This window comes from Mycobacterium paraterrae (genome assembly GCF_022430545.2).
Taxonomy (GTDB): Bacteria; Actinomycetota; Actinomycetes; order Mycobacteriales; family Mycobacteriaceae; genus Mycobacterium; species Mycobacterium paraterrae.
On sequence record NZ_CP092488.2, the window covers coordinates 2,018,162 to 2,038,046 of the forward strand.

The following is a 19,885-nucleotide window of genomic DNA, read 5'->3' on the forward strand; positions in this document are numbered from 1 at the left end:
TCTCACAATGTCTTCCAGGTAATCGCGCGCTTGTTGGAGCGGGGCTTGGTGCCAGGCCGGGTGCCCGCGCCGCGGGTCAGCAGATCCTCGTGAGGTACTCCCGCGCGGAGCTGTTCGAGCAGGTAGTCCGGGTCGATGTTGGTCCCGATTGGGTTCTCACTGAACTCGTTGCTGGCGAAGTACTCGGCGGTCTGCTGGGCGGTGGGGAAGTTCTCGGTCTGAAATTCCAGCCGAATGCCTTCGGGATCCTCGTAGTACAGGCTGGTCGTGGGCCCGTGGTTGATGGACCAGACTGGAGTGATCCCCGCCTTCTTCAGCCGTTCATAGGTCAGTAGCAGCCTTTCGACCGAGGTGAAGGTGAACGCCAGATGGTCGATGCCGTAGGTCTTGCGGCGCCACCGCGACAGCGGGAAGACGTAGCGCAACGGTGGGGGAAGTTTCACCAGCGCCAACCGATGGCTTTCGTGATCCCACGTGAGAAAGGCGATCTGGTTGTCTTCGTGGACGACTCGGGCACCGAAGACGTGCCCGTACCACTCGATCATTTCGGCGCTGCGAGAGGTCTTGACCACCCAGTGAGCGATGAAATCCGGCACGAGCCGGTCGGGGAGGTCACTGAGATCGGGAGGGCCGGAGGCGGTGTCGTCGGAGCCGGCCGAATCGGGCGGTTGCAGCGGACTTGGTGTGGCGCTCAACGTAACTCTTTCCTATCTGCCCGGGGCGACGATGACGTTTCGCTGAGTGCCCAGATCGAGAGTCCCGGCGGCGTTGCGTATCGACGCGGTGACGATGTCACCGGGGCGCAGATAGGGCTTGCGCTGGTTCTGCTTGATAAATGCCGCCCATAGGGTCTGTTCGGGCAGCAGGGCGGTTGCGAGCCGGCGGATCAACGCGGGCGGGGAGGCCGCCATGCACCCGTGCGGGGTGCCGGTGAGTAGGACGTCACCGGGGCTGATGTTGCAGAACTCGGTCAACTCGGTCAGGGTCTCGGCGGGCCGGTAGAGCATGTTCGCGGTGTTGTCGCTTTGGCGCAGCGAGCCGTTGACCTCCAGCCGTAACTCGAGGTCGTCGAGCAAGGCGAAGTCCTCGGGTTCCAGCACGGCCAGCACGGGCCCCAGCGGACAGAAGCCGCGGTAACTCTTGCCCTTCAAGAACTGCCCCTGTGGTAGCTGGACGTCGCGGGCGGAGAAGTCGTTGGCGATGGTGACGCCGAAGACGTACTCGTGCAGATTTTCGACGGTGACCGTGGTTGGCGCTTCGACGGATCGGCGCAGGACCAGGGCCAGCTCGATCTCGTAGTCGAGCAATGTGACGTGGGCGGGACGAACCACCCGATCGTGCGGTCCCGTGACTGAGGCGTCGGTCTTGTCGAAGAACAAGTTGAATGCGCGGTTGTCGGGGTCCATCCCGGACTCGATCGCGTGTTGACGGTAGTTTGCGCCCTGACACATCACCCGGCACGGCGTGGTGACCGGGGAGAGCAGCTCGACGTCGGGCAGCACCACGTCAGCCGGTGCGGCCGCCGCTACGCGCCAGTCGGATTCGCCGCGCTCGATGAGGTCAGCGGTGCTCTCGTACTGCCCGGTGAGTGGGGAGACGACGTCGCCGGTGACGACGCCCCATGAGATGTGCTCATTGTCCCGGTATCGGACGAGCTGCACTACCACCGGCTTCTCCACTTCTGCTCGTTATCGACAGCGCTCGGTGCTTAGTCAACTGGGCGGCGACCACTTGAAGCCTGGGCTGGAGTCCATAATTGACCTCATTCCATTGGATGTCAGTCCAACGGCGACGGTGCTAGCTGCAGAACCGCGGGGCCGAGTTCTTCCGCAAGCGTGAGGGCGGCGTGCAACTGCAGCCGGCGATCGGCCAGAGGTTGGCCGCGAAGTTGCTCGGCGCGTTGCACCCGATAGGCGACGGTGTTGCGTGCGACATGCAGATCGGCGGCCGTCGCGGCCAAACTCCTGTCGCGGTCGAGGTAGCACTTGAGGGTGTGACGAACCGTGGCGACGGACTCCGCGCTACCGGCCAAATCGCCGAGTTCTCGAGCGACGAAGGCCCGGGCGGCGGGCAGGTCGGTGCTGAGCATGGCAACCACGTCGAGGTCCTGATAGCGAAACGACCAGGCGTCCTGCGTCGACATCGCGCCGATGCGCGCCGCCTCGGCGGCCTGCCGGTGGCTGTCCCGGAATCCCGCGACGCCAGACCCAGCTAGTCCGATCGCGATGCGCACGCCCGCAGGCGGCGGCGTGGTTGGGACTACCGACTCCGGCGGATGCGACGTTCGTGAACCCCACGCCCACACGCGCTGCGCCCCTACGGGAAGAATTAGGGTCGAGACGCATCCTGCACTCGAAAGTGCCTCGGCGGCTGCGGCTCTGAGCTGGGTGGGCTCGGCGGGCATGCCCGCACCGGTCCAGACGATGACGGCCAGGTGCCAGCGGCTCAGGTCATACCCGAGAACCCGAGTGGCCCTCTCCATCGGAACGGCATTGCCCTGCAGGAGATTCTCGACGATCTCCATACGCAGCGCCACTGAGCTGGTCAACCATGCCTCGTGCGCACGGGCGTACTCAGCGGCCATGCGTTCGGTCAGGAGATCGACGATGCCGAAAAGAGCCTTGTTGATGCGCCTCATCTCGCTCAAGCGCTGTGGCTCGGGCACCACGCGTTCGGCGACGTCGAGGAGCACCCCGGCGGCGGTGGCGTGCGCGACGTGGATGCTACGCAGCATGTGTTCGATCCCGATGCCGCGGGCCACTACCTCCATCGGGCCGGTGAGCACCTCCGGCATCGCCGCGAATGCCACGTGGTCATCGAGCGCGAGCGCGCAAAGCGTTGCCAGAGCTACCCCCTCGCACCCTCGGGCGACCTCCTCGGCCACCGCGTCCACCGCCAGCTCAGGGATCGCAGTCGTGATGCTGGCTGCCATCAATGCGCCCAGCTCGACAGCCCAGCCGGCCGGGCCGGGCCCGAGCAGGGCAGCGAGTTCCTCGACGCGTTCAGGCAGCGTCGAATCGGCCGGAAAAGCCTGTTGCCGTTGAGGTTCGAGGGCGGCGAACCAGGGACGCTCCGTTGAGTTTGTGACGACCGGGTCCTCAGGAGTCACTGCGCCGTGGGGCATTGCGCCGGTGGACGACGGCGACGGCTCCGGACGCGGGTGCATTGGCGATGCCTCGGGATCTTGGTCTTTCGTCAGGCTCGTTGGTGGGTTCGAGAGTATAGGTGCGCAGCAGCTCGCGCAGGGTGATGAGCATTTCGTTGTTGGCGAAAGCCGCACCGACGCAACGGCGTAAGCCTCCGCCGTAGGGGATCCATGAGCTGGTGTCGGGCTTGTTGTTGAGAAAGCGGGTGGGATCAAAGCGCGTCGGATCGGTGTAGTTGGCCGGGGAGCTGTGCGACAGGGCGATGCTGGCGATCATGGTGTGCCCCTTGGGCAGAACCCAGTCGCCGAGTCTCATGCGGTCCGTGGTCACCCGCAGAACCAAGGGAATCACCGGACGGCTGCGTTGCACCTCCCACACCGTCGCCTGCAAGAGATCCGAACCGCCCGCATCGATCTCCGCCACCAGCTTCGCCAGCACCTCGGGGTGGCGGCGTAGCCGCTCGACAGCCCAGGCCAGCGTGGTGGCGGTGGTCTCGTGTCCGGCGGCCAATAGCGTTTGCAGTTCGTCGATGATGTGGTCGTCGGGGATCGGCCGGCCGTCCTCGTCTCTGGCGGCTACGAGCATGGCCAACACGTCGGTGCGCTCGTCGAGATCAGGTGCGGTCCTGGCGCGTTCGATGAGCGAACCGATGAGCTCGTCGCACCGGCGACGCATTCGTTCCAAACGTCCCCACGGGCTCCAGCGACCCAGATCCCGGCGCAAAGCCGGCGGCAGCACGGTGAGCCGGGATGCGAGCAGCACCGCCGGCGGAAGGATTTCTCGCAGTGCCGCGAGCTCGGGTCCGTCGGCGCCGAACACCGCCCGCAGGATGACGTTGAGGGTGATGCGCATCATCGAGGGAAGCGTCGCGAACGGCGTCGCCACCGGCCAGGTCGACAACTCGCGCGCGACCTCTTCCTCGATGATCTTCTGGTATAGGGGCATCCGCTTGCCGTGCAACGGCGGCATCAGCAGCTTGCGGCGCGCTAGATGCGGCGCTCCATTGAGGCTGAACGACGATCCTGGACCAATGACGTCGCCCAGGTTGGTGACCGTCTCCACTAACTCGCCAGCAGTGAACAATTCCTTGATCAGGGCGGGGTCACTGAGCACCAGACTGTCGCCGAAGAGGGGAAGCGACACACTGAACACCGGACCGTGGCGCCGACGAGCATATTCGAGCGCGGCCGGCCGGTCGATCACTATCGCGGCACCCTGAACGACGCGCGGCAGCTTCACGCCGGGCGGCAACCGCACCGGTTCGCTGGTGAGCTGAGCCATCATCCCTCCCTGGTACATCTGTGTACTGGCCCGACAGTAGTACATGAATGTACCGACGTGCCACTGCGCTGGCTCTACGATCGGAATGGCAGAAGGGACGTGGGGTGGACGCGGTGGAGGAACGCAGGCACGCGCAACCGGCCGGCAGGAATTCGGAGGACTACCGGCGCCGCATCTTGGAGGCGATGGCCGAGTGCATAGCCGACGTCGGCTACGCGAACACGATGGTGGCCGATGTGGTCCGGCGGGCCCGGACCTCGAAGTCGAAGTTCTATGCCGAATTCTCCGACCGGGAGGCGTGCCTGGTTGCCCTGCTGTCGGAGACCAATGACGCCAACCTTGCCGCGGTCGCTGCCGCGGTCGACCCGGGCGCATCGTGGCAGACCCAGGTACGCCAAGCGGTGGAAACCTGGTTCGACTGGGCCGAACGTCGTCGCCCGCTCACGCTCACCTGGATACGCGATGTTCCGGGACTCGGTCCCTCGGCCCGTTCCCTGCAGCGCATCGCGATGGGGCAATTCGTCGAGCTGGTGCATGCGCTCAGCGATACCGAGGAGCTGAAGTCGATCGGAATCGATCCCGTGCCCCACGCCCGTGCCGTGCTGTTGATCGGCGGCCTTCGAGAACTAGCGGCCCACACTGTCGAACACGACCAACCCCTGGCCGACGTCACCGAGGAGGCGGTCCGCAGCGCCATCGCACTGATCAACCCGTCCGCCTAACAACGGTTCTCGCGGAGCCGGGCGAAAATGGTGTTGCTACAAGTCAGGCCATTATCGGTGTTGATCCTCGCCGTTCACCGTGCCGTCGTCAGCAGGATGCAGAGTCGGCATCCCACTCGGTGAGCGTCCAGCCCTGCTTAGGACTTCCGATCACAACGACGCGACCCAGGTTGGGCAATGGTCGAGTGGTCATCAGGGCGGGGTCGGAATTGCGAGTGTTCATCAGCGTCCAGGCCATGATCGCGGCGCTGTGTGAAAACGCAACAGGATTGGTGTGCCCACTGTCGTAGATTCGCTGCACCGCGGAGTTGAAGCGCGCTTCGAACTCGTTGCCGTCCAACGAATCCGGGATGCGCGCTGCGCGGTCCCCGTGAACCCAGCTCGTCGGCGCGGCCAGGTATGCGGAGACGTCCGCCCCGGGGTGCCCCTCATATGTGCCCGCTTCAATTTCACCCAGGCCCGGAAGAAATTCGGTTCCCTCACCGAGGGCCTGTGCCGTCGGGGCCGCCGTCTGTTGAGTGCGAATCATGTTGGAGGCGTAGACACCGTCATAGTGATGCGCGCTGAGTGGTCCAGCCGCCTGGGCCGCTTGACACTCCCCGCGGGAGCTGAGGCCAGGTCCCGGTGTGGACGTGTCGATGACACCGGCCGCATTCGCCGTCGACTCCGCATGTCGTACCAGAGTCAGTGTCACGCTGTGCGAATCGTCGGCTCCCGCCAGCGGAGAGATCCCAATCTCGAGCAGCGCCGTGACACAGACCCCGAAGATCCTTGCTGCGATCGAACGATGGCGTCGCCGAGCGTGATTATCGGTCACTGATGCGGCCTGTAAGCGATCCACGGGTCAGACCTTTTCGCTGCTCACGCCCATGCCGTGATGGTAGCGCGCTCCTACCCACTGCATGTCCAAGCACATTGTGGAGACAACGAAGACAGGCCAGTCGGCTAACTGGTGGCGTCGATCCGTTGAGTGATGGCCGACGCTGCCTCGGCCAAGTTCTTCAGCTGAGCCGCACTAAGCGGCTCGATCACCAACTCCCGCACTTTGGCAACGTGAAAAGGTGCCGCCTTGACGATTGTTCTCATCCCCGACCGGGTAAGACGCACCTCGCTGACGCGCCGGTCGTCGGGGCATGGCCGCTTGCGAACCCAGGCCTTACGTTCCATGCGCCCAACGACGTGCGACAAACGCGACAGAGATGAGTTCGCCCGGCGCGCAAGTTCAGACATGTACAACGTGTGATCCTCGGCCTCTGAGAGATTGGCCAGCACCATGTATTCGAACATCGTTACACCGGTGGTGCGTTGAAGGTCGCTCTCGAGGGCGGCCGGCAGTGCCATCAGCATGGCTATCAACTGGCGCCAGGCCCCCTGCTCGCCATCGTTCAGCCACTCGGTGCCATGTGTCGAAGACCCCTTCGAGGCGTTCATCGCCGCCCGGCGCTGGGACAGTGGTGCTTGCCCATCTTTTCCTCGCCCTCCCCCTTGGACTTTAGTTTAAGTATCAACTATCTGAGGTCGAACGTGGGACGTCAAACCAACGCGCGCGGCGACCGCACGATTCTGGCGGACCGGCAACGGGATACCGAAGAATAGTTGACGCATAAAGTTATCTCTCCTAGATTAGTTGACGCATCAATAAATACCAGCTTGCGACGTGGCACGACTGGTACGCGAGACGCACGCTGATCAGCCTATTGAGGAGATACCCCGTGAACATTGCCCTCTGGATCACCTCTGGACTACTTGCAGTTGCCTATCTGGCTGTCGGCGGCATGAAAGTCGCGTTGCCGAAGGAACGACTGGCGGAAAACCCCAACCTGTCGGCCGTCACCGAAGAGTATTCCGAGTCGGCGATCAAACTGATCGGCGCCGTAGAAGTCGCCGGCGCGCTCGGGCTCATCCTTCCGTGGGCCACCGGCATCGCTGTCGTGCTGACACCGGCCGCCGCGATCGGCCTGGTCCTGCTCCAGCTCGGTGCCGCGCAATTCCACGGGCGCCGCAAAGAGTACAAGCAATGGCCGGTCAACGGAGCCTTCGCGGCGCTGGCAGCATTCATTGCTGCCGGACGTATCGCCCAACTTATTCATTGAGCCCGCTGACGAGGTTTAGCGGGCAGCTGCTGGCCGCGGTTCGGAGCTTCATGGATGACAGACATCTATGATTGATCGATGAACTTGCCGCCGAGTACCGAGTGGGCACTGCACTGCTGTTGGCTACTCGCGCAAAGTGACGGCACCCCGTTGGCGCGACGTCGCCTGGCAGAATTTTTCGACTTGCCCGAGCCCTACCTCGCCAAGGTGCTCAAGTCGCTCGTCAATGCGAAGGTGCTGGAATCGGTTCCTGGTAATGCAGGTGGGTACCGACTTTCGCGGGCCGCATCAAAGATTCGGGTGCTCGACGTGGTGGAGGCGCTCAGCGGTACCGAGCGGACGTTTCGGTGCGCGGAAATTCGTCAGCGTGGCCCGGTCGGCCTGTCGCGAGAGCAGTGTCGCGTCCCCTGCCGGATCGCGGTTGTGATGGCCGACGCCGAGAACGCCTACCGGGACTCATTAGCGAAGACAACGCTCGCCGATCTTGTTGCTAACACCTCGAAGCCCTCGGTAGACCGAGTAGTTCGCTGGTTGGGCCAGCATGCGCGTGCCGGACTGCAACCCGCGCCCCCCACCCGCACGAGGCGTCAGAGTCGCAGCAACGACGGCCGTTAGCTGACCCTCATCCTCATTGAAGGTTGACGCATCAATCAATTCTATCTAGAGTTTGGTTGATACATCATCTAATTCACGCCGAGTAGTAACGGCCGAGATGGAGTAGGCGCCACTGCGCTGGCTTGCGAACTGCTGTGGGCCGCCCCGCAACTCCAAGGCCGTTGGAAGAGGAATCTAGTGAGAATCGGTCTAATCGGCTCAGGTACGTTGGCCCGCGCGATCGCCCTTCGTGTGGTCGAGGCGGGTCACGACGTCGTGTTCAGTAACAGTCGCGGTCCTGAAACTCTCGCCGATATCGTCGCCGACATCGGCCACCGCGCCACAGCCGGGACGGTGGCCGACGCGGGGGCGTCCGATATCGTGGTGCTTGCCGTCAACTGGAAACAGGTGTGCGAGGCGTTGGCCGCACTGCCGGCGCGTACCGGCCGGATCCTGGTCGATGCGACCAATCAGTGGGCCGACCCACCGCCGCACGCGGTTGTCGAGCAGATCCCCATCGGGGGAAGCGAATTCATCGCGGCCTTGATGCCGGACGCACACGTCATCAAAGCGTTCGACAACATGTATGGGCCCGTGATCGCCGCTGACCCGCTGACCGATCGCGGACGCCGAATATTGTTCTATGCGGGCGACCACAGTGCCGCCAAGGACCAATTCCACAGCCTCGCAGTGAGTTTGGGATATGCACCTGTAGACCTCGGGCCGCTGTCGATGGGACGGCTCATGCAGGTCGACGGACCGCTCACCGGACTACATGCCCTGCGCGAACCGGTAGGGCATCCGGTGAACAGCTCAGGGTCGGACGTGTGGGCGCCGAACGAACTGCCGGCCGGCGAATGGCAAGTCGACGTTGCGCATTCGTCGATCACGTTCGCGGTCAGCCATTTCTCCGTCGGTAAGGTCCGCGGCCGATTCGGCGACTTCAACGCCACGATAGAGGTAGCTGGTGGAGCAGCCCCCTCAGTGAACGCCAATATCAATGTCGCATCCGTCGATACGGGCAACGGCGCGCGTGATGAACACCTTCGCGGAGCCGACTTCTTCGACGTGGCAAACCATCCCACGGCGCGGTTCACTTCGACCTCCGTTCACCGACTCAACAGTGATTACCGTGTCGCAGGCGACTTTCAACTCGCGGGCATCACCAAACCGGTCGAGTTGTTCCTGACTTTCAACGGACTGAGTGCGGGAATGAATCGTGGGCCTGTCGCCGGCTTCCAAGCGTCCGCTTCTCTGGATCGCAGGGATTTCGGGATCACAATAAACACGCCATTAGATAGCGGAGGACTGGCAATCGGTCACACGGTCGCCCTGAGTCTGGATATGCAGGCCGTCAGAGCCGGTTGACCTTCTTGGCCGACTCCATCGAGCGAGGACAGCCATCGCGGTATCCCGTTAATATGGATATACAGCATCTACATTAACGTGTACCATTGGTTCTACGAAGCCCTGGTGCGTCACCACGCGAGCTTGAACGGCCCGAGTGAAAGCCGTTGAGCGCGAGCGTTGTCACGAGCATCGAGCGGAAGGGACGATTCATGGACTCACAAGTGCTAGGCGAAGCTTGCCTCGACCGGCGCCGGATAGTCAGCGCGGCGGGGGAGTCATCATGAAGGTGAACACTTCCACCGTCGACGCGCTGGCGCGGTTTGTAGTGTCCGCTGAGTCCGAGGATCTGAGTCCGTCGGCACGCGACGCGCTCAAGCGCAATGTGCTCGACAGCCTGGCATGCGCCATCGGCGCCCTCGACGGTGAACTCATCGCTGACATTCGTTCCCAGACCGAACAATTCAGCAGTGCGCCCACCGCGACGCTGGTCGGCGGCGGCCGCGTCTCAGTCGACCAGGCGGCGTTCTTCAACACGGTCCTGGTCCGCTACCCGGACCTTCTCGACACCTATCTCACGCCCGGCGGTCTGTGCCACCCCGCCGACAATTTCGGCACCGTGCTCGCAGTCGCTGAACATGTGGGGGCTCGCGGGTCCGAATTCCTGCTCGCGCTGGCTCTCGCGTATGAGGTCCAGTGCCGCTTCAGCGCCCAGGTTCCGCTGATGGCGCAGGGGCTCAATCATGCGCTGCAACTTGCCATGTCGACGAGCGCGGGTTCCGCGCGGCTGCTCGGTCTCGACGCGCACGCGACGGCAAACGCCATAGCCGCAACGACCGTGGATAACGTGTCACTGGCTGCAGTACATGCCGAGCCGGTGTCGAATTGGAAAGGGATCTCACCGGCGATCACCGGCATGCGCGCGGTCTACGTGACCATGTTGGCCTCCCGCGGCATCACCGGGCCACACGCCGTGTTCGACGGCCCCAACGGGCTCGACCGTCTGCTTGATCAGCATGTCGACTTCGAGGTAAACGATCGCCGGCTCGACAGTGTCGAGCAGACGTACCTCAAGCAGTACTGCTCACTCATCCACGGCCAAGCGGTAATTGACGCCGTGTTGGCCCTGTGCTCGGAATACCGGTTACGAGACGAAGACGTCGACACGATCACCGTCGATGTCTTCCAAGGGGCATTCGACTTCGCGGGCGGCGGCTTGTACGGCCCAAAAGACCACGCTGACACCAAGGAGCAGGCTGACTACAACCTCAAGTACCTCAGTGCGGTGGCCGTAGTCGACGGCGCGGTCGGACCAGCCCAGCTCGAGACGGAGCGGGTCCGCCGCCCCGATGTTCAGCGGATGATGCAGCGGGTCACCGTGCGCCCCGCCGACGATTTGACCGACGCCTACCCGCGGCGCACCGCAGTTCGTGTACACCTGAGCACACGCGACGGCCGCACGTTTGATCGAGAGCAAGACGACTTCGAAGGGTCACCGACCCGACCGTTTAATTGGGACAAGGTGGTCGAGAAATTTCATTGGCTGGCCGAGCCTTTCAGCGATCGGGCGCTGCGCGACGACATCATCGCCGGCGTCGACGCCATCGATTCGATCCCGGTCAGCGAGCTCGCCAGCCTGTTAGGCAAGATCAGTCGAACGCCGCTGCGGGAACGCACCCGCCACCGCCTCTGACGAGAATCAGAACCGAGGAGGTCGAACATCATGACACTGCCCACCCGATTCACCGCACATTTCGGGGTCAGGCACCCGATTGCGTTGGCGCCCATGGCGACGGTGTCCGACTGGAAGCTCGCCCGCGCGGTCGCCGACGCCGGTGGCCTAGGAATTCTGGGCGCTGGCTATGGCACACAACCCTGGCTCGACGACCAGCTCGCGACGGGACCAATCGACGGGCTCGGTGTCGGCTTCATCACCTGGGCACTCGGGGACCATCCTGAAAACTTGGCGAAGGTCATCGACCGGCGACCCGCCGCGATCGTGTTGTCCTTTGGAGACGAGAGTACGTTTGCGCCGACCATTCGCGGCGCGGGCATCCCGCTGATCTGCCAGATCCAGACGCTCGAGCAGCTTGGCCGAGCCATCGACATCGGCGCCGACGCCGTCATTGCCCAGGGTGGAGAAGCCGGCGGCCACGGGATGGCGCACCGGTCCAGCTTTACCCTGATCCCAGAGGTGGCCGACCTGCTCGACCGCTACGCCCCCGATACCCTGTTGCTCGCCGCGGGCGGCGTCGCTGACGGCCGCTCCCTGGCTGCCGCGCTCGCGCTCGGCGCCGACGGAGCTGTGATCGGGACACGATTCTGGGCCGCGGCAGAGTCGCCAATTCCGCTGGCCGCCAAGAAACATGCACTCGCTGCCTCCGGTGACGACACCGTCCGTCAGAACGCGCTCGACATCGTTCGTCAGCTCGAATGGCCCGCGCCCTACACCATCCGCACGTTGCGCAATAGCTTCACCGACCGGTGGCATGGCAATGAAGACGAGTTGCGTGCCGACATCGACGCGCAACGCACCCGCTTCCTCAACGCCAGGCGGGACGAAGATTACGACTTCGCCGACGTGGTCGTTGGAGAAGCGGTCGGTCAGATCCGCGAGGTGCAGCCCGTCGCGGCGATCATCGACGAGATGGTCGCCACCGCGAGCCAAATTCTCAACCGCCACACGCCGGAACACGAAACAGTCTGACGCGAAGGACCACAGCGATGCCCTTGATATACGTCGACCTCATCGAAGGTCGTGCACCCGAGGCCATCCGGGTATTGCTCGATGCGGTCCATGATGCGGTCGTCGAGGCATTCGGCGTACCCGTCCGCGACCGCTACCAAGTGGTACGTACCCATCCGACTCACGAAGTCGTCGCCTGGGATACCGGTTTGGGAATCGATCGATCCGATTCCCTCGTAATTGTGCACGTCGTGAGCAGGAGGCGTACTGCGACCATGAAACAGCGGTTTTACCAACTGCTCAGCGACAACCTGGCCACCCGGTGCGCACTCGACCCGAGCGACTTGATCGTGTCGATCTCTGAAAATGGCGACGAGGACTGGTCTTTCGGACACGGACGGGCTCAGTTCCTGACCGGGGAGCTGAGTTGAAGGCTGCCAACAAGCATCAGGGATAAAGGAGAAAGTGAGGCTGACGCGTTGCTCGACGACTTCGCGATGTCTATTCCGCTTGTCGCTGCACCCATGTCAGGTGGACCGACGACTCCGCAAATGGTCATCGCCGCCGCGCGCGCCGGAGGCCTGGGTACACTTGCCGCCGGTTACAAGACGGTGGGCGATCTCGAGGCGCAAATCGCTCAGGTCAGCGCAGAGGGAATCGCGTTCGGAGTCAACGTATTCGCGCCGAACCCATTGCCCGTCGACCGTGATGCCTACCGTCGCTACGCCGCATTGATACGACAGCGTGCCGAGCGGTTCGGTGTGGAGCTGCCCCCGGAACCGATCGAGGACACCGACGGCTACGACGCCAAGATCGACCTGCTTCTCGACGACCCAGTGCCGATGGTGTCGTTCACCTTTGGCATCCCCGCACAAGACGTCATCGCGAGATTGCGTCACGCGGGCAGTGTCGTCGCCCAGACGGTAACCACAGGAGCAGAAGCGGCGCGAGCACAGGCTGCAGGGGTGGACGTGCTGATCGGACAAGCCCCCGCCGCGGGCGGGCATTCGGCGACACTGTCACCGTTGGCCGAACCCGCGCGGATCGGCATTGTCGAGCTGGTCCACGAACTCCGGTCACAGACGTCACTGCCGGTGATCGTGGCAGGTGGACTGGCCACCGCTGACTCCGTTGCCGACGTCATCAGGGCGGGGGCGACCGCCGCGGCAGTCGGCACAGTGCTGCTGCGGTCGGACGAGAGCGGCGCCTCCTCGACATACCAGGCGGCACTCGCTGATCCGGCACGCACAGAGACCGTGGTGACCCATTGCTTCTCCGGACGCCCCGCACGAGGACTACGAAACGGATTCATCGACACCTTCGACGCCGACGCGCCCTTTGGCTATCCCGCGATACACCATCTCACCAGCCCATTGCGCAAAGCGGCGGCGGCAGCAGGTCAACCCGAGCTGGTAAATCTGTGGGCAGGCCGAGGTTATCGGCATGCCACCGCCGAATCCACCGCTGACATCCTGCGCCGACTGGCCGCCCGACTGTGATCCGCGGGATCGGACGTGCGAGGCCTTTCGGCCCGACCGACATAGGAGGTACTCGTGGCTGAACCCTCGAAGGTTATTGCGATCACCGGTGCCAGTGGGGGGATCGGTGCCGCCACGGCTCGGCTGCTCGCGCAACGCGGTCATCGCGTCGTGCTTGGCGCGCGGCGGCGGGACCGCCTCGAAGCGCTCAAGGAGAGCTTGCAGGCAGCCGGAGCGGAAGTGGACGTGGCAGTCACCGATGTTCGGCAACGAGGCGATCACATCCGCCTCGCAGAACTCGCCCAGAGCCGATTCGGCCGACTCGATGTCTGGATAGGCAACGCCGGGATCGGGCCCGTCTCGGCTCTCGATGACCTGCGCGTCGAAGACTGGGACGGGATGGTGGCTGTGAACCTCAGCGGGCTGCTGTACGGAATCGCCACGGCGCTGCCCATTTTCCGGGCCCAGGACAGTGGCCAGTTTGTTCATGTCATCTCCACGGCGGCGTACCGGACCGTGCCGGGCCAGGCGGTGTATGCCGCCACTAAAGCCGCGGCTCGCACGCTAACTGATGGGCTGCGACAAGAAGCCGGTCCAACGATCCGCGTCGCGATGGTCTCGCCGGGTTTTGTCAATACCGATTTCGTCGATTCGGTACCGGACGATCAGGTCAGGGCCGACATGACCGCTCGCCGAGACGAATTGGCGCTCGATCCGGCAGCGGTCGCGCACGCTATTGCGTATGCGATCGAGCAGCCGGCTGATGTCGATGTCAACGAACTCGTCATCCGTTCCACGGCGCAGAAATAGCGCAAAGTATCTGCGCTGCAACGCCATCGAAACCGCCAGGCGCCGATGGTCATGGCAGGGGCTGATCGACGACTGGTCCGAGCAGGGTGTTGGTGAGTGCATCGACAACCACTTCTAGACTCTCGCGTAACCGCGCGCTGTTGAGCGTCGCAGCGAGATCGCCATTTCCGGCTACTACTGCACGCGCGATCGTCACGCGCTGTTCCAAGGCGCGACGGATTCGGTCGGGTTTGTCGTGTGAAAGGCGTCGCAGTCGAGCGAGTCGGACGTTGAGTTCCTCGAGCATCGTTGCCAGTATCGGGTTTTGGCAAGCCTTTCCGAGAGCAGCGTCGAAGGAAGTGGTGAGTTCGTACGCACGCTCGGGCCCGGCGGACGCAGCCAGCGCCAGGTCGAGCTCTTCAGCGATTGACGCGAAAAGGTGCCCAGTTGGTCCTCGAGCAGCCAAAGCCAGCGCGTAGCTCTCCAGTGCTTCGCGCGCTTGATAGAGATGCACGGCGGTTTCGATCGACACCGGGGCCACCACGGCGCTACGCCCGGGAGCTTGCTCGACCAGCCCTTCCCTGCGAAGGCGTGCCAATGCCTCGCGCAGGGGAGTCCGGCTGACAGTCAGCCGGGCGGCCAGATCAACTTCGCCGAGGACGGCTCCCGGCTCGAGCGTCCATTCGTCGATCCAGGTGCGAAGCCGACGGTAAGCGGACTCGGTTTGTTCGCGGTCACGGGTCATCGCTATCATTGTATACAGACTGCATGCAGTAGTCGTCTTTGGTCGATGTCCAGGTGTCGACCTGGAAGAGGAGGTCTTGTGGCGAAACCACAGCCCTACCGCGCAACCGTCGCGGTACCGCTGCCTGAGCACGAGGTGGCGCGCGAGGTCGTCGGGGCCGACTACGACCCGCTCACGACGCTGAACGTGATGCGGATGATGGCGGGGACCGGCGACATGTTCACCGGGTTGGTCGGCATGGTGCGTGCCGTGTTCGGTGCCGAGGGCATTGACGCGCGCCACCGCGAGGTGATCATCCTGCGAGCAGCCGTCGTCCTCGACAGCCCCTACGAGTGGCAGGCCAACGAGAAGATGGCTGCCAACGCCGGCTTGACGCCGGCAGAGATCGACGCCATCGCCGCGGACGGTGCCGTGCGGGGAATCGCCGACGACTACGTGCTGCTGTGCCGCGCCGCCGACGAAATGTACGGCGCCACACATACTCTGGCCGACGACACCCTTTCCGGTCTCCTGGAGACCTTCGGTGCCGATCTGACGCGCAAGTACATTACGACAATCGCTTGGTTCAGCCTGCTCAGTCTCTTCCTGAACGCGACCCGCGTTCCCTTGGAGACCACCGACAAGATCGGCGACCGGACGTCACCGCTGTGAATCAGCGCGTGAGCAAACCGGTCGAAATCACCGGGGACGACGTCAGCCCCGCCGAGCAGGCGCTCCGCTACGAACTGACCACCTTGGCCTTTCGACTGCCAGATGCCGCCGCTGCGAAAACCGGCATCGACCCGTGGCTGACGTCGTCGGACGCCCGAGGTCGCCTGCTCGGCAAATGGGAGGCCGAACATGGCGTTCTCGGGCGCATCTATGTGCTGCGCGAATTCAAGGACGACGCTGAGTTGGCCGCCGAGCGGATGCGCGCGGCGCGCAGTTCCCGGCCGTTCGGCGCCGGCAACCACCTCACCGACCTGACGATGCAGAGCTTCGCACCGTTTCCTTTCATGCCGCGAGTCACCACGGGTGAGTTCGGCTCGGTCTATGAAATCCGGGACTATCACCTCGTCCCCGGCGGTATACCCGCGACTATCGAAGGTTGGCGAATCAAACTTCCAGGCCGCCATCTCGTTGATCCGATTGCCGTCGTCATGTATGCGCTCGACGGGCCAGCGCGCATCGTCCACATCTGGCCGTTTCCGGGGCTCGACGAGCGAGTAGCCGTCCGCCAGCGCCTCGTCGACGCGGGCATGTGGCCACCGCCGGGCGGCCCCGAACACATCTTGCAGGCCACCTCCACGATGGCTTGGCCGCTGCCCGACTCACCCCTGCACTAGGCGTCGTTACAGAGCGGCGAGAGGTGCGTTAGGGCGTCGGCCGGTCGCCGAAATGGGCCTCGACTCCGGTAAGGAATGCCGTTGTGCCCGCTGTGTAGTCGGCCGTCGCCATGACGGGAATCTGAAGGCGTTGTTCGATATCGAGAGATTCGGTGAGGCTCAAGCCCTGCGTGGCGGTATACGCGGCCTTGGTCGCGGCGAAAGCGGCCAAAGGTAACCGACTTAGCTCGTGCGCCAATGCCGTTGCTGCATCCATTAATTCGTCGGGGTCGACGACCTGGTCGGCAAGTCCAATACTGAGGGCTTCGTCAGCTCCGACCGGTCTGGCGGTATAGGACAGCTGGCGCGCCCTGTGATGGCCGACGCGACGAGGAAGCAGGGTCAGCGAACCCATATCGGTAGCGAGCCCGATCTTGATGAAGGATTGGCGAAATGTCGCATCGCGCGCGGCGACGATGAAATCTGCGGCCAGGGCAATGTTCATCGCTGCGCCGGGGATCAAGCCGTGCACTGCCGCGATGACCGGTAAACCAAACCCCGCGAGCTCAGCGATTGCTGAGTGCTGTGAGGTGAGCCAGCTTCGGGCCCGGCTGGGGTCTTCGAGTTCTGGCAAGACGGCGATATTAGCGCCGCCAGAGAAACGGTCGCCTGATCCATGAAGAATTACGGCGCGAACCTCTGGTGCCGCTCGAATTTGGGACAGGGCCGCGGCGAGTTCGGCGGGAAAAGTCGTCTCCACTTTGTGAAAAGGATCGCCTTCGAAGGTAATTGTGGCGACCGGGCCGGTCTTCGCCACGCTGAGACGCGATCTCATCGTGAACTCCTGTTCATCGTTCGCAAAGGGTTAATTCGGGACTCGGGTGCGATGGGCATAGCGCTTCGGTGGAGCCATCCCTCGCGTCTCTCATTTCCTCCTTCCACTTACGCGCAAAAGGCGGGTCGTTAGCGGCTAGGTGTGCTCAGCGTTCAGGGGCGTGGCGAAAGCCTTCGACACTCCCGGCTCGAGGAGGAACAGGCGATCACTCAGGCCGCGGTGGGCGAAAGCGGGCTCGATGGCTTGTCGGGTTTCGGTCAGGTGCTCCCAGCTGTCGACGTGCAGTGGAACCACAATTTGGCTGCCCAGGATCTGCGCTGCGGCGGCCGCTTGGTCGGCGCTGAAAGTGAGGTACGCGTCAAGCAGCGATGTTCGCGCCCGCCCGGCGAAAATTACGGCAACATCGATAGGCCCGCAGTGATCGGCGATGTCGCGGACGACTGGCAGGGAGGCGTTGTCGCCGCTGATGTATGCGGTTGGCGCACCGGGCGCGCGCAGCACGAAACCGCGTACTTCTCCGGTGATGTGCTCAGTTCCGGGTGGGCCGTGTTGGGCGGGAACGCCGGTGATGTGTACTTTTTCGCCGCTAGGAGTTGACAGCTCGCGGGTTCGCCAGACGGGGAGTTCCTGGACAGGTTCGCCCAGACGTTTTGCGGCTGCGGCGGTGCTGAGCACTAACGGTGCTGCCAGTACGATTCGGCGACCGGTTTCATCAAGATTGTCAGGATGCTGATCGTGTGACAGCAGCACCGCATCAACGGTTCCGATGTCCTCGGCGGCGATCGAGGGGCCCAATGTTTTCGTCAGCGTGCGCTGGCCAACGGTATGCGCTCCGGGTGGGTCGAAGGTGGGATCGGTCAACAGATTTACTCCGCCGATGTTGAGTAACGCAGTTGGCCCACCGATGATGGTGATGGTCAGGGCAGTTCGATCAGTCAGCGAATGTGTCGCTGCCGCCGGCGTCATCAACCCATCATTGGCGGCCCGGGGTGTCGAGCGTGAGATCGGCGATGGCACAAATCGGTCGGATTCGGCCACCGGTCCAGTATGAGCTGGCGGTGAAGCGGTTTAGCCAGGTGTCGTGGTTGGGTGGATGCATCAGCACGACGGGCGTAACAGGGTGCCGCCCATGTCATGAAGCGGCGCATTGTGTTTGGTCTGTGCGTGCAGGCGGTATTGCAGGGGGCTCATACCCACCTGACGACGGAAGTGGCGGCGCAGCGCGATTCCGTTTCCGAAACCTGACCGCTGGGCGATGGTGTCGATAGAGTCGTCACTGTCTTCGAGTAGGCACTGAGCGAACAGGACCCGCTGCTGCAGGATCCATTGCAGCGCGGACATCCCGGTGACAGCTCGAAATTGACGGTCGAAGCTGCGCCGGCTCATCATGGCGCGCCGGGCAAGTGCGTTGACGTCGATCGGCATGTCTATATTTTTCACGACGTGAGACATGATGTCGGAGAATGCTTTTCCAGGTTGTGGCATGGGTAGTGTCTTGTCGAGGACTTGTGGTTGGCCGCCGCTTCGTCGCGGTGGCATGGCCATCCGTCGGGCGATCGCCGCGGAGGCGCGTGCCCCCCATTGGCGGGCGACGAGGTGTAAACAGGCATCCAGCGCAGCGCCGGTCCCCGCTCCGGTGATGATGTCACCGTCGTCGACGAACAGCACATCGGGATCTACTGATACCGCCGGGTACATTCTGGCCAGGGTGGGCGCGTAGAACCAGTGAGATGCCGCGCGCCGGCCATCAAGGAGTCCGGTCGCCGCAAGAACGAAGCCGCCTAGACAGAAACTCACCAGGATGGCGCCGTCGGCATGTGCTGCCCGGATCGCGTCCAAAGCCGGTTGCGGGGGATGCTCGTGTACATCACGCCAACTGGGCAGCATCACGATGGATGCGTCTTGCAGGGCCTCGAGTCCGTAGGGCGCGGTGACGACCAAGCCGCCGGTCGTGGTGAGCGGTCCGTCCTCGCCTGCGACCGGCAGAAACTTGAATTTCGGTGCACCCGTTGATGATCGGTCCATGCCGAATACCGACATCGGCACGGAGGTCTCGAACATCGGCGCTCGATCGAAAATGACCAGGGCCACGGCTAAGGGGTCGCGCGCCACGGGAATCCCCCTTCAAGCGGCGGACAACTTGCGACATGACTCTACCTAATTCCGAACGATGCTGTTCCGTAGCGGCTGCGTCGAGACAAGCGGTGACTTGATCGAAATCACTGTTCAAGGCGTCATAAGGATTACCGAGTGCTCGCGCCAGCAGCCGATCAAAGCACGCCGATCTTCGATCACTTTCAGCCAGACCCGCCACGCCTGCCGTCGCTCCGCCGAAGTACGTTGTGCTGCAAAGTGACCGATCAAGGTTGGGCGTTGAAGCGGCGTGTCGAGGCGACGTCGGTCATGGGGCAAACGCGTTCGCGGCCGCCTGTGCCACGGCCTTATCTTGGTCCCCGGTTCCTCCACTGACGCCGACCGCGCCGACGATCTGACCGCCTTGCTGTAGCGGGATTCCGCCGGCGAAAATCATGATTCGGCCTCGGTTCGACACGTGGATTCCGTAGAACTGGTTGCCGGGGGCGGCGTTTGCGGCCAGTTCTTCCGTGGAGATGTCGAGTGCCCGTGCGGTGAACGCCTTATTGATCGATATGTCGATGCTGCCGATCCAGGCGCCGTCCATCCGCGCATGGGCGACCAGGTTTCCGCCAGCGTCGACGACCGCGATATTGGACGGCGAGGCGATCTCCTCGGCCTTGGACAATCCGGCGGCGATGACGCGTTGGGCATCGTCGAGCGACACCGAGGTATGAGTGACAGTCATGCTTCACCTTCTTCCATCAGTCTGGTGGGGACGATTAGCGAGCG

Annotated in this window: 22 protein-coding genes; 11 read left to right on the forward strand and 11 right to left on the reverse strand. The window is 63.5% G+C overall.

Features of this window, described 5'->3' with window-relative positions; translation table 11 throughout:
• Positions 1-2: 2 nt before the first annotated feature.
• From MKK62_RS09645 to MKK62_RS09660, 4 genes are all read right to left on the reverse strand, one after another.
• Complete coding sequence (locus MKK62_RS09645) at positions 3-695, reverse strand: VOC family protein (RefSeq protein WP_240261288.1); 693 nt, start codon at positions 693-695, stop codon at positions 3-5.
• Between the two features lie 12 nt (positions 696-707).
• Positions 708-1,667, reverse strand: a complete 960-nt coding sequence (locus tag MKK62_RS09650) for a fumarylacetoacetate hydrolase family protein (RefSeq protein ID WP_240261287.1) — start codon at positions 1,665-1,667, stop codon at positions 708-710.
• 110 nt (positions 1,668-1,777) lie between these two features.
• The gene (locus tag MKK62_RS09655) at positions 1,778-3,109 is read right to left on the reverse strand and encodes a PucR family transcriptional regulator (RefSeq protein ID WP_260060478.1); all 1,332 of its coding nucleotides are present in this window, start codon (positions 3,107-3,109) and stop codon (positions 1,778-1,780) included.
• Positions 3,099-4,430, reverse strand: a complete 1,332-nt coding sequence (locus MKK62_RS09660; protein ID WP_350355751.1) for a cytochrome P450 — start codon at positions 4,428-4,430, stop codon at positions 3,099-3,101. The genes MKK62_RS09655 and MKK62_RS09660 overlap by 11 nt, the downstream gene beginning before the upstream one ends.
• A 101-nt stretch (positions 4,431-4,531) precedes the next feature.
• Here MKK62_RS09660 and MKK62_RS09665 point away from each other — a divergent pair, with 101 nt between their 5' ends.
• Positions 4,532-5,149, forward strand: a complete 618-nt coding sequence (locus MKK62_RS09665; protein ID WP_240261284.1) for a TetR/AcrR family transcriptional regulator — start codon at positions 4,532-4,534, stop codon at positions 5,147-5,149.
• Between the two features lie 88 nt (positions 5,150-5,237).
• Here the strand turns inward: MKK62_RS09665 and MKK62_RS09670 are convergent, their stop codons facing one another.
• Together MKK62_RS09670 and MKK62_RS09675 are read right to left on the reverse strand one after the other, a co-directional pair.
• Positions 5,238-5,930 carry a histidine phosphatase family protein gene (locus tag MKK62_RS09670; protein ID WP_434085080.1) on the reverse strand — a complete coding sequence of 231 codons (693 nt, stop codon included), beginning with the start codon at positions 5,928-5,930 and terminating at the stop codon, positions 5,238-5,240.
• Between the two features lie 164 nt (positions 5,931-6,094).
• Positions 6,095-6,580, reverse strand: coding sequence for a MarR family winged helix-turn-helix transcriptional regulator (locus MKK62_RS09675; RefSeq protein ID WP_240261282.1), 486 nt, complete (start codon positions 6,578-6,580; stop codon positions 6,095-6,097).
• Positions 6,581-6,861: 281 nt separating this feature from the next.
• Between MKK62_RS09675 and MKK62_RS09680 the strand changes: the two genes are divergently transcribed.
• From MKK62_RS09680 to MKK62_RS09720, 8 genes are all read left to right on the forward strand, one after another.
• Positions 6,862-7,242, forward strand: a complete 381-nt coding sequence (locus MKK62_RS09680) for a DoxX family protein (protein WP_240261281.1) — start codon at positions 6,862-6,864, stop codon at positions 7,240-7,242.
• Between the two features lie 78 nt (positions 7,243-7,320).
• Entirely contained in the window at positions 7,321-7,857 is a 537-nt protein-coding gene (locus tag MKK62_RS09685) for an RrF2 family transcriptional regulator (protein ID WP_240261280.1), read from the forward strand.
• A 177-nt stretch (positions 7,858-8,034) separates the two neighbouring features.
• Entirely contained in the window at positions 8,035-9,204 is a 1,170-nt protein-coding gene (locus tag MKK62_RS26520; protein WP_350355753.1) for a YceI family protein, read from the forward strand.
• Positions 9,205-9,466: 262 nt separating this feature from the next.
• The gene (locus MKK62_RS09700) at positions 9,467-10,876 is read left to right on the forward strand and encodes an MmgE/PrpD family protein (protein WP_240261279.1); all 1,410 of its coding nucleotides are present in this window, start codon (positions 9,467-9,469) and stop codon (positions 10,874-10,876) included.
• Between the two features lie 30 nt (positions 10,877-10,906).
• Positions 10,907-11,890: an NAD(P)H-dependent flavin oxidoreductase gene (locus tag MKK62_RS09705; protein ID WP_240261278.1), complete on the forward strand. Its 984-nt coding sequence runs from the start codon at positions 10,907-10,909 to the stop codon at positions 11,888-11,890.
• 17 nt (positions 11,891-11,907) lie between these two features.
• On the forward strand, positions 11,908-12,300 hold the full coding sequence (locus tag MKK62_RS09710) for a tautomerase family protein (protein ID WP_240261277.1): 393 nt from the start codon (positions 11,908-11,910) through the stop codon (positions 12,298-12,300).
• A 66-nt stretch (positions 12,301-12,366) separates the two neighbouring features.
• Positions 12,367-13,368 (forward strand): nitronate monooxygenase, encoded by a 1,002-nt coding sequence (locus MKK62_RS09715; RefSeq protein WP_240261276.1) that lies wholly within the window; start codon positions 12,367-12,369, stop codon positions 13,366-13,368.
• A 54-nt stretch (positions 13,369-13,422) separates the two neighbouring features.
• Positions 13,423-14,157 (forward strand): SDR family oxidoreductase, encoded by a 735-nt coding sequence (locus MKK62_RS09720; RefSeq protein WP_240261275.1) that lies wholly within the window; start codon positions 13,423-13,425, stop codon positions 14,155-14,157.
• 49 nt (positions 14,158-14,206) lie between these two features.
• Here MKK62_RS09720 and MKK62_RS09725 read toward each other — a convergent pair whose 3' ends face one another.
• On the reverse strand, positions 14,207-14,881 hold the full coding sequence (locus tag MKK62_RS09725; protein WP_240261274.1) for a GntR family transcriptional regulator: 675 nt from the start codon (positions 14,879-14,881) through the stop codon (positions 14,207-14,209).
• Between the two features lie 78 nt (positions 14,882-14,959).
• On the opposite strand from MKK62_RS09725, the gene MKK62_RS09730 reads away from it, so the two are divergent.
• Together MKK62_RS09730 and MKK62_RS09735 are read left to right on the forward strand one after the other, a co-directional pair.
• Complete coding sequence (locus tag MKK62_RS09730) at positions 14,960-15,532, forward strand: carboxymuconolactone decarboxylase family protein (RefSeq protein ID WP_240261273.1); 573 nt, start codon at positions 14,960-14,962, stop codon at positions 15,530-15,532.
• 8 nt (positions 15,533-15,540) lie between these two features.
• Positions 15,541-16,206 (forward strand): NIPSNAP family protein, encoded by a 666-nt coding sequence (locus MKK62_RS09735; RefSeq protein ID WP_240261272.1) that lies wholly within the window; start codon positions 15,541-15,543, stop codon positions 16,204-16,206.
• 28 nt (positions 16,207-16,234) lie between these two features.
• Here the strand turns inward: MKK62_RS09735 and MKK62_RS09740 are convergent, their stop codons facing one another.
• The 4 genes from MKK62_RS09740 to MKK62_RS09755 form a co-directional block, all read right to left on the reverse strand.
• Positions 16,235-17,002, reverse strand: coding sequence for an enoyl-CoA hydratase/isomerase family protein (locus MKK62_RS09740; protein ID WP_240261271.1), 768 nt, complete (start codon positions 17,000-17,002; stop codon positions 16,235-16,237).
• Between the two features lie 153 nt (positions 17,003-17,155).
• Positions 17,156-17,986, reverse strand: a complete 831-nt coding sequence (locus tag MKK62_RS09745; protein WP_240261270.1) for an MBL fold metallo-hydrolase — start codon at positions 17,984-17,986, stop codon at positions 17,156-17,158.
• Between the two features lie 132 nt (positions 17,987-18,118).
• Positions 18,119-19,132, reverse strand: a complete 1,014-nt coding sequence (locus MKK62_RS09750; protein ID WP_240261269.1) for a helix-turn-helix domain-containing protein — start codon at positions 19,130-19,132, stop codon at positions 18,119-18,121.
• 289 nt (positions 19,133-19,421) lie between these two features.
• Positions 19,422-19,841, reverse strand: coding sequence for a GlcG/HbpS family heme-binding protein (locus MKK62_RS09755; RefSeq protein ID WP_240261268.1), 420 nt, complete (start codon positions 19,839-19,841; stop codon positions 19,422-19,424).
• Positions 19,842-19,885 lie beyond the last annotated feature (44 nt).

What these genes read in the sequence shown, in the direction of transcription:
- MKK62_RS09745 (WP_240261270.1), bottom strand. Translation starts at nt 17,986, where the DNA reads ATGACGCCGGCGGCAGCGACACATTCGCTGACTGATCGAACTGCCCTG.
- MKK62_RS09710 (WP_240261277.1), top strand. Translation starts at nt 11,908, where the DNA reads ATGCCCTTGATATACGTCGACCTCATCGAAGGTCGTGCACCCGAGGCC.
- MKK62_RS09705 (WP_240261278.1), top strand. Translation starts at nt 10,907, where the DNA reads ATGACACTGCCCACCCGATTCACCGCACATTTCGGGGTCAGGCACCCG.
- MKK62_RS09660 (WP_350355751.1), bottom strand. Translation starts at nt 4,430, where the DNA reads ATGATGGCTCAGCTCACCAGCGAACCGGTGCGGTTGCCGCCCGGCGTG.
- MKK62_RS09715 (WP_240261276.1), top strand. Translation starts at nt 12,367, where the DNA reads ATGTCTATTCCGCTTGTCGCTGCACCCATGTCAGGTGGACCGACGACT.
- MKK62_RS09700 (WP_240261279.1), top strand. Translation starts at nt 9,467, where the DNA reads ATGAAGGTGAACACTTCCACCGTCGACGCGCTGGCGCGGTTTGTAGTG.
- MKK62_RS09755 (WP_240261268.1), bottom strand. Translation starts at nt 19,841, where the DNA reads ATGACTGTCACTCATACCTCGGTGTCGCTCGACGATGCCCAACGCGTC.
- MKK62_RS09725 (WP_240261274.1), bottom strand. Translation starts at nt 14,881, where the DNA reads ATGACCCGTGACCGCGAACAAACCGAGTCCGCTTACCGTCGGCTTCGC.
- MKK62_RS09685 (WP_240261280.1), top strand. Translation starts at nt 7,321, where the DNA reads ATGAACTTGCCGCCGAGTACCGAGTGGGCACTGCACTGCTGTTGGCTA.
- MKK62_RS09675 (WP_240261282.1), bottom strand. Translation starts at nt 6,580, where the DNA reads ATGAACGCCTCGAAGGGGTCTTCGACACATGGCACCGAGTGGCTGAAC.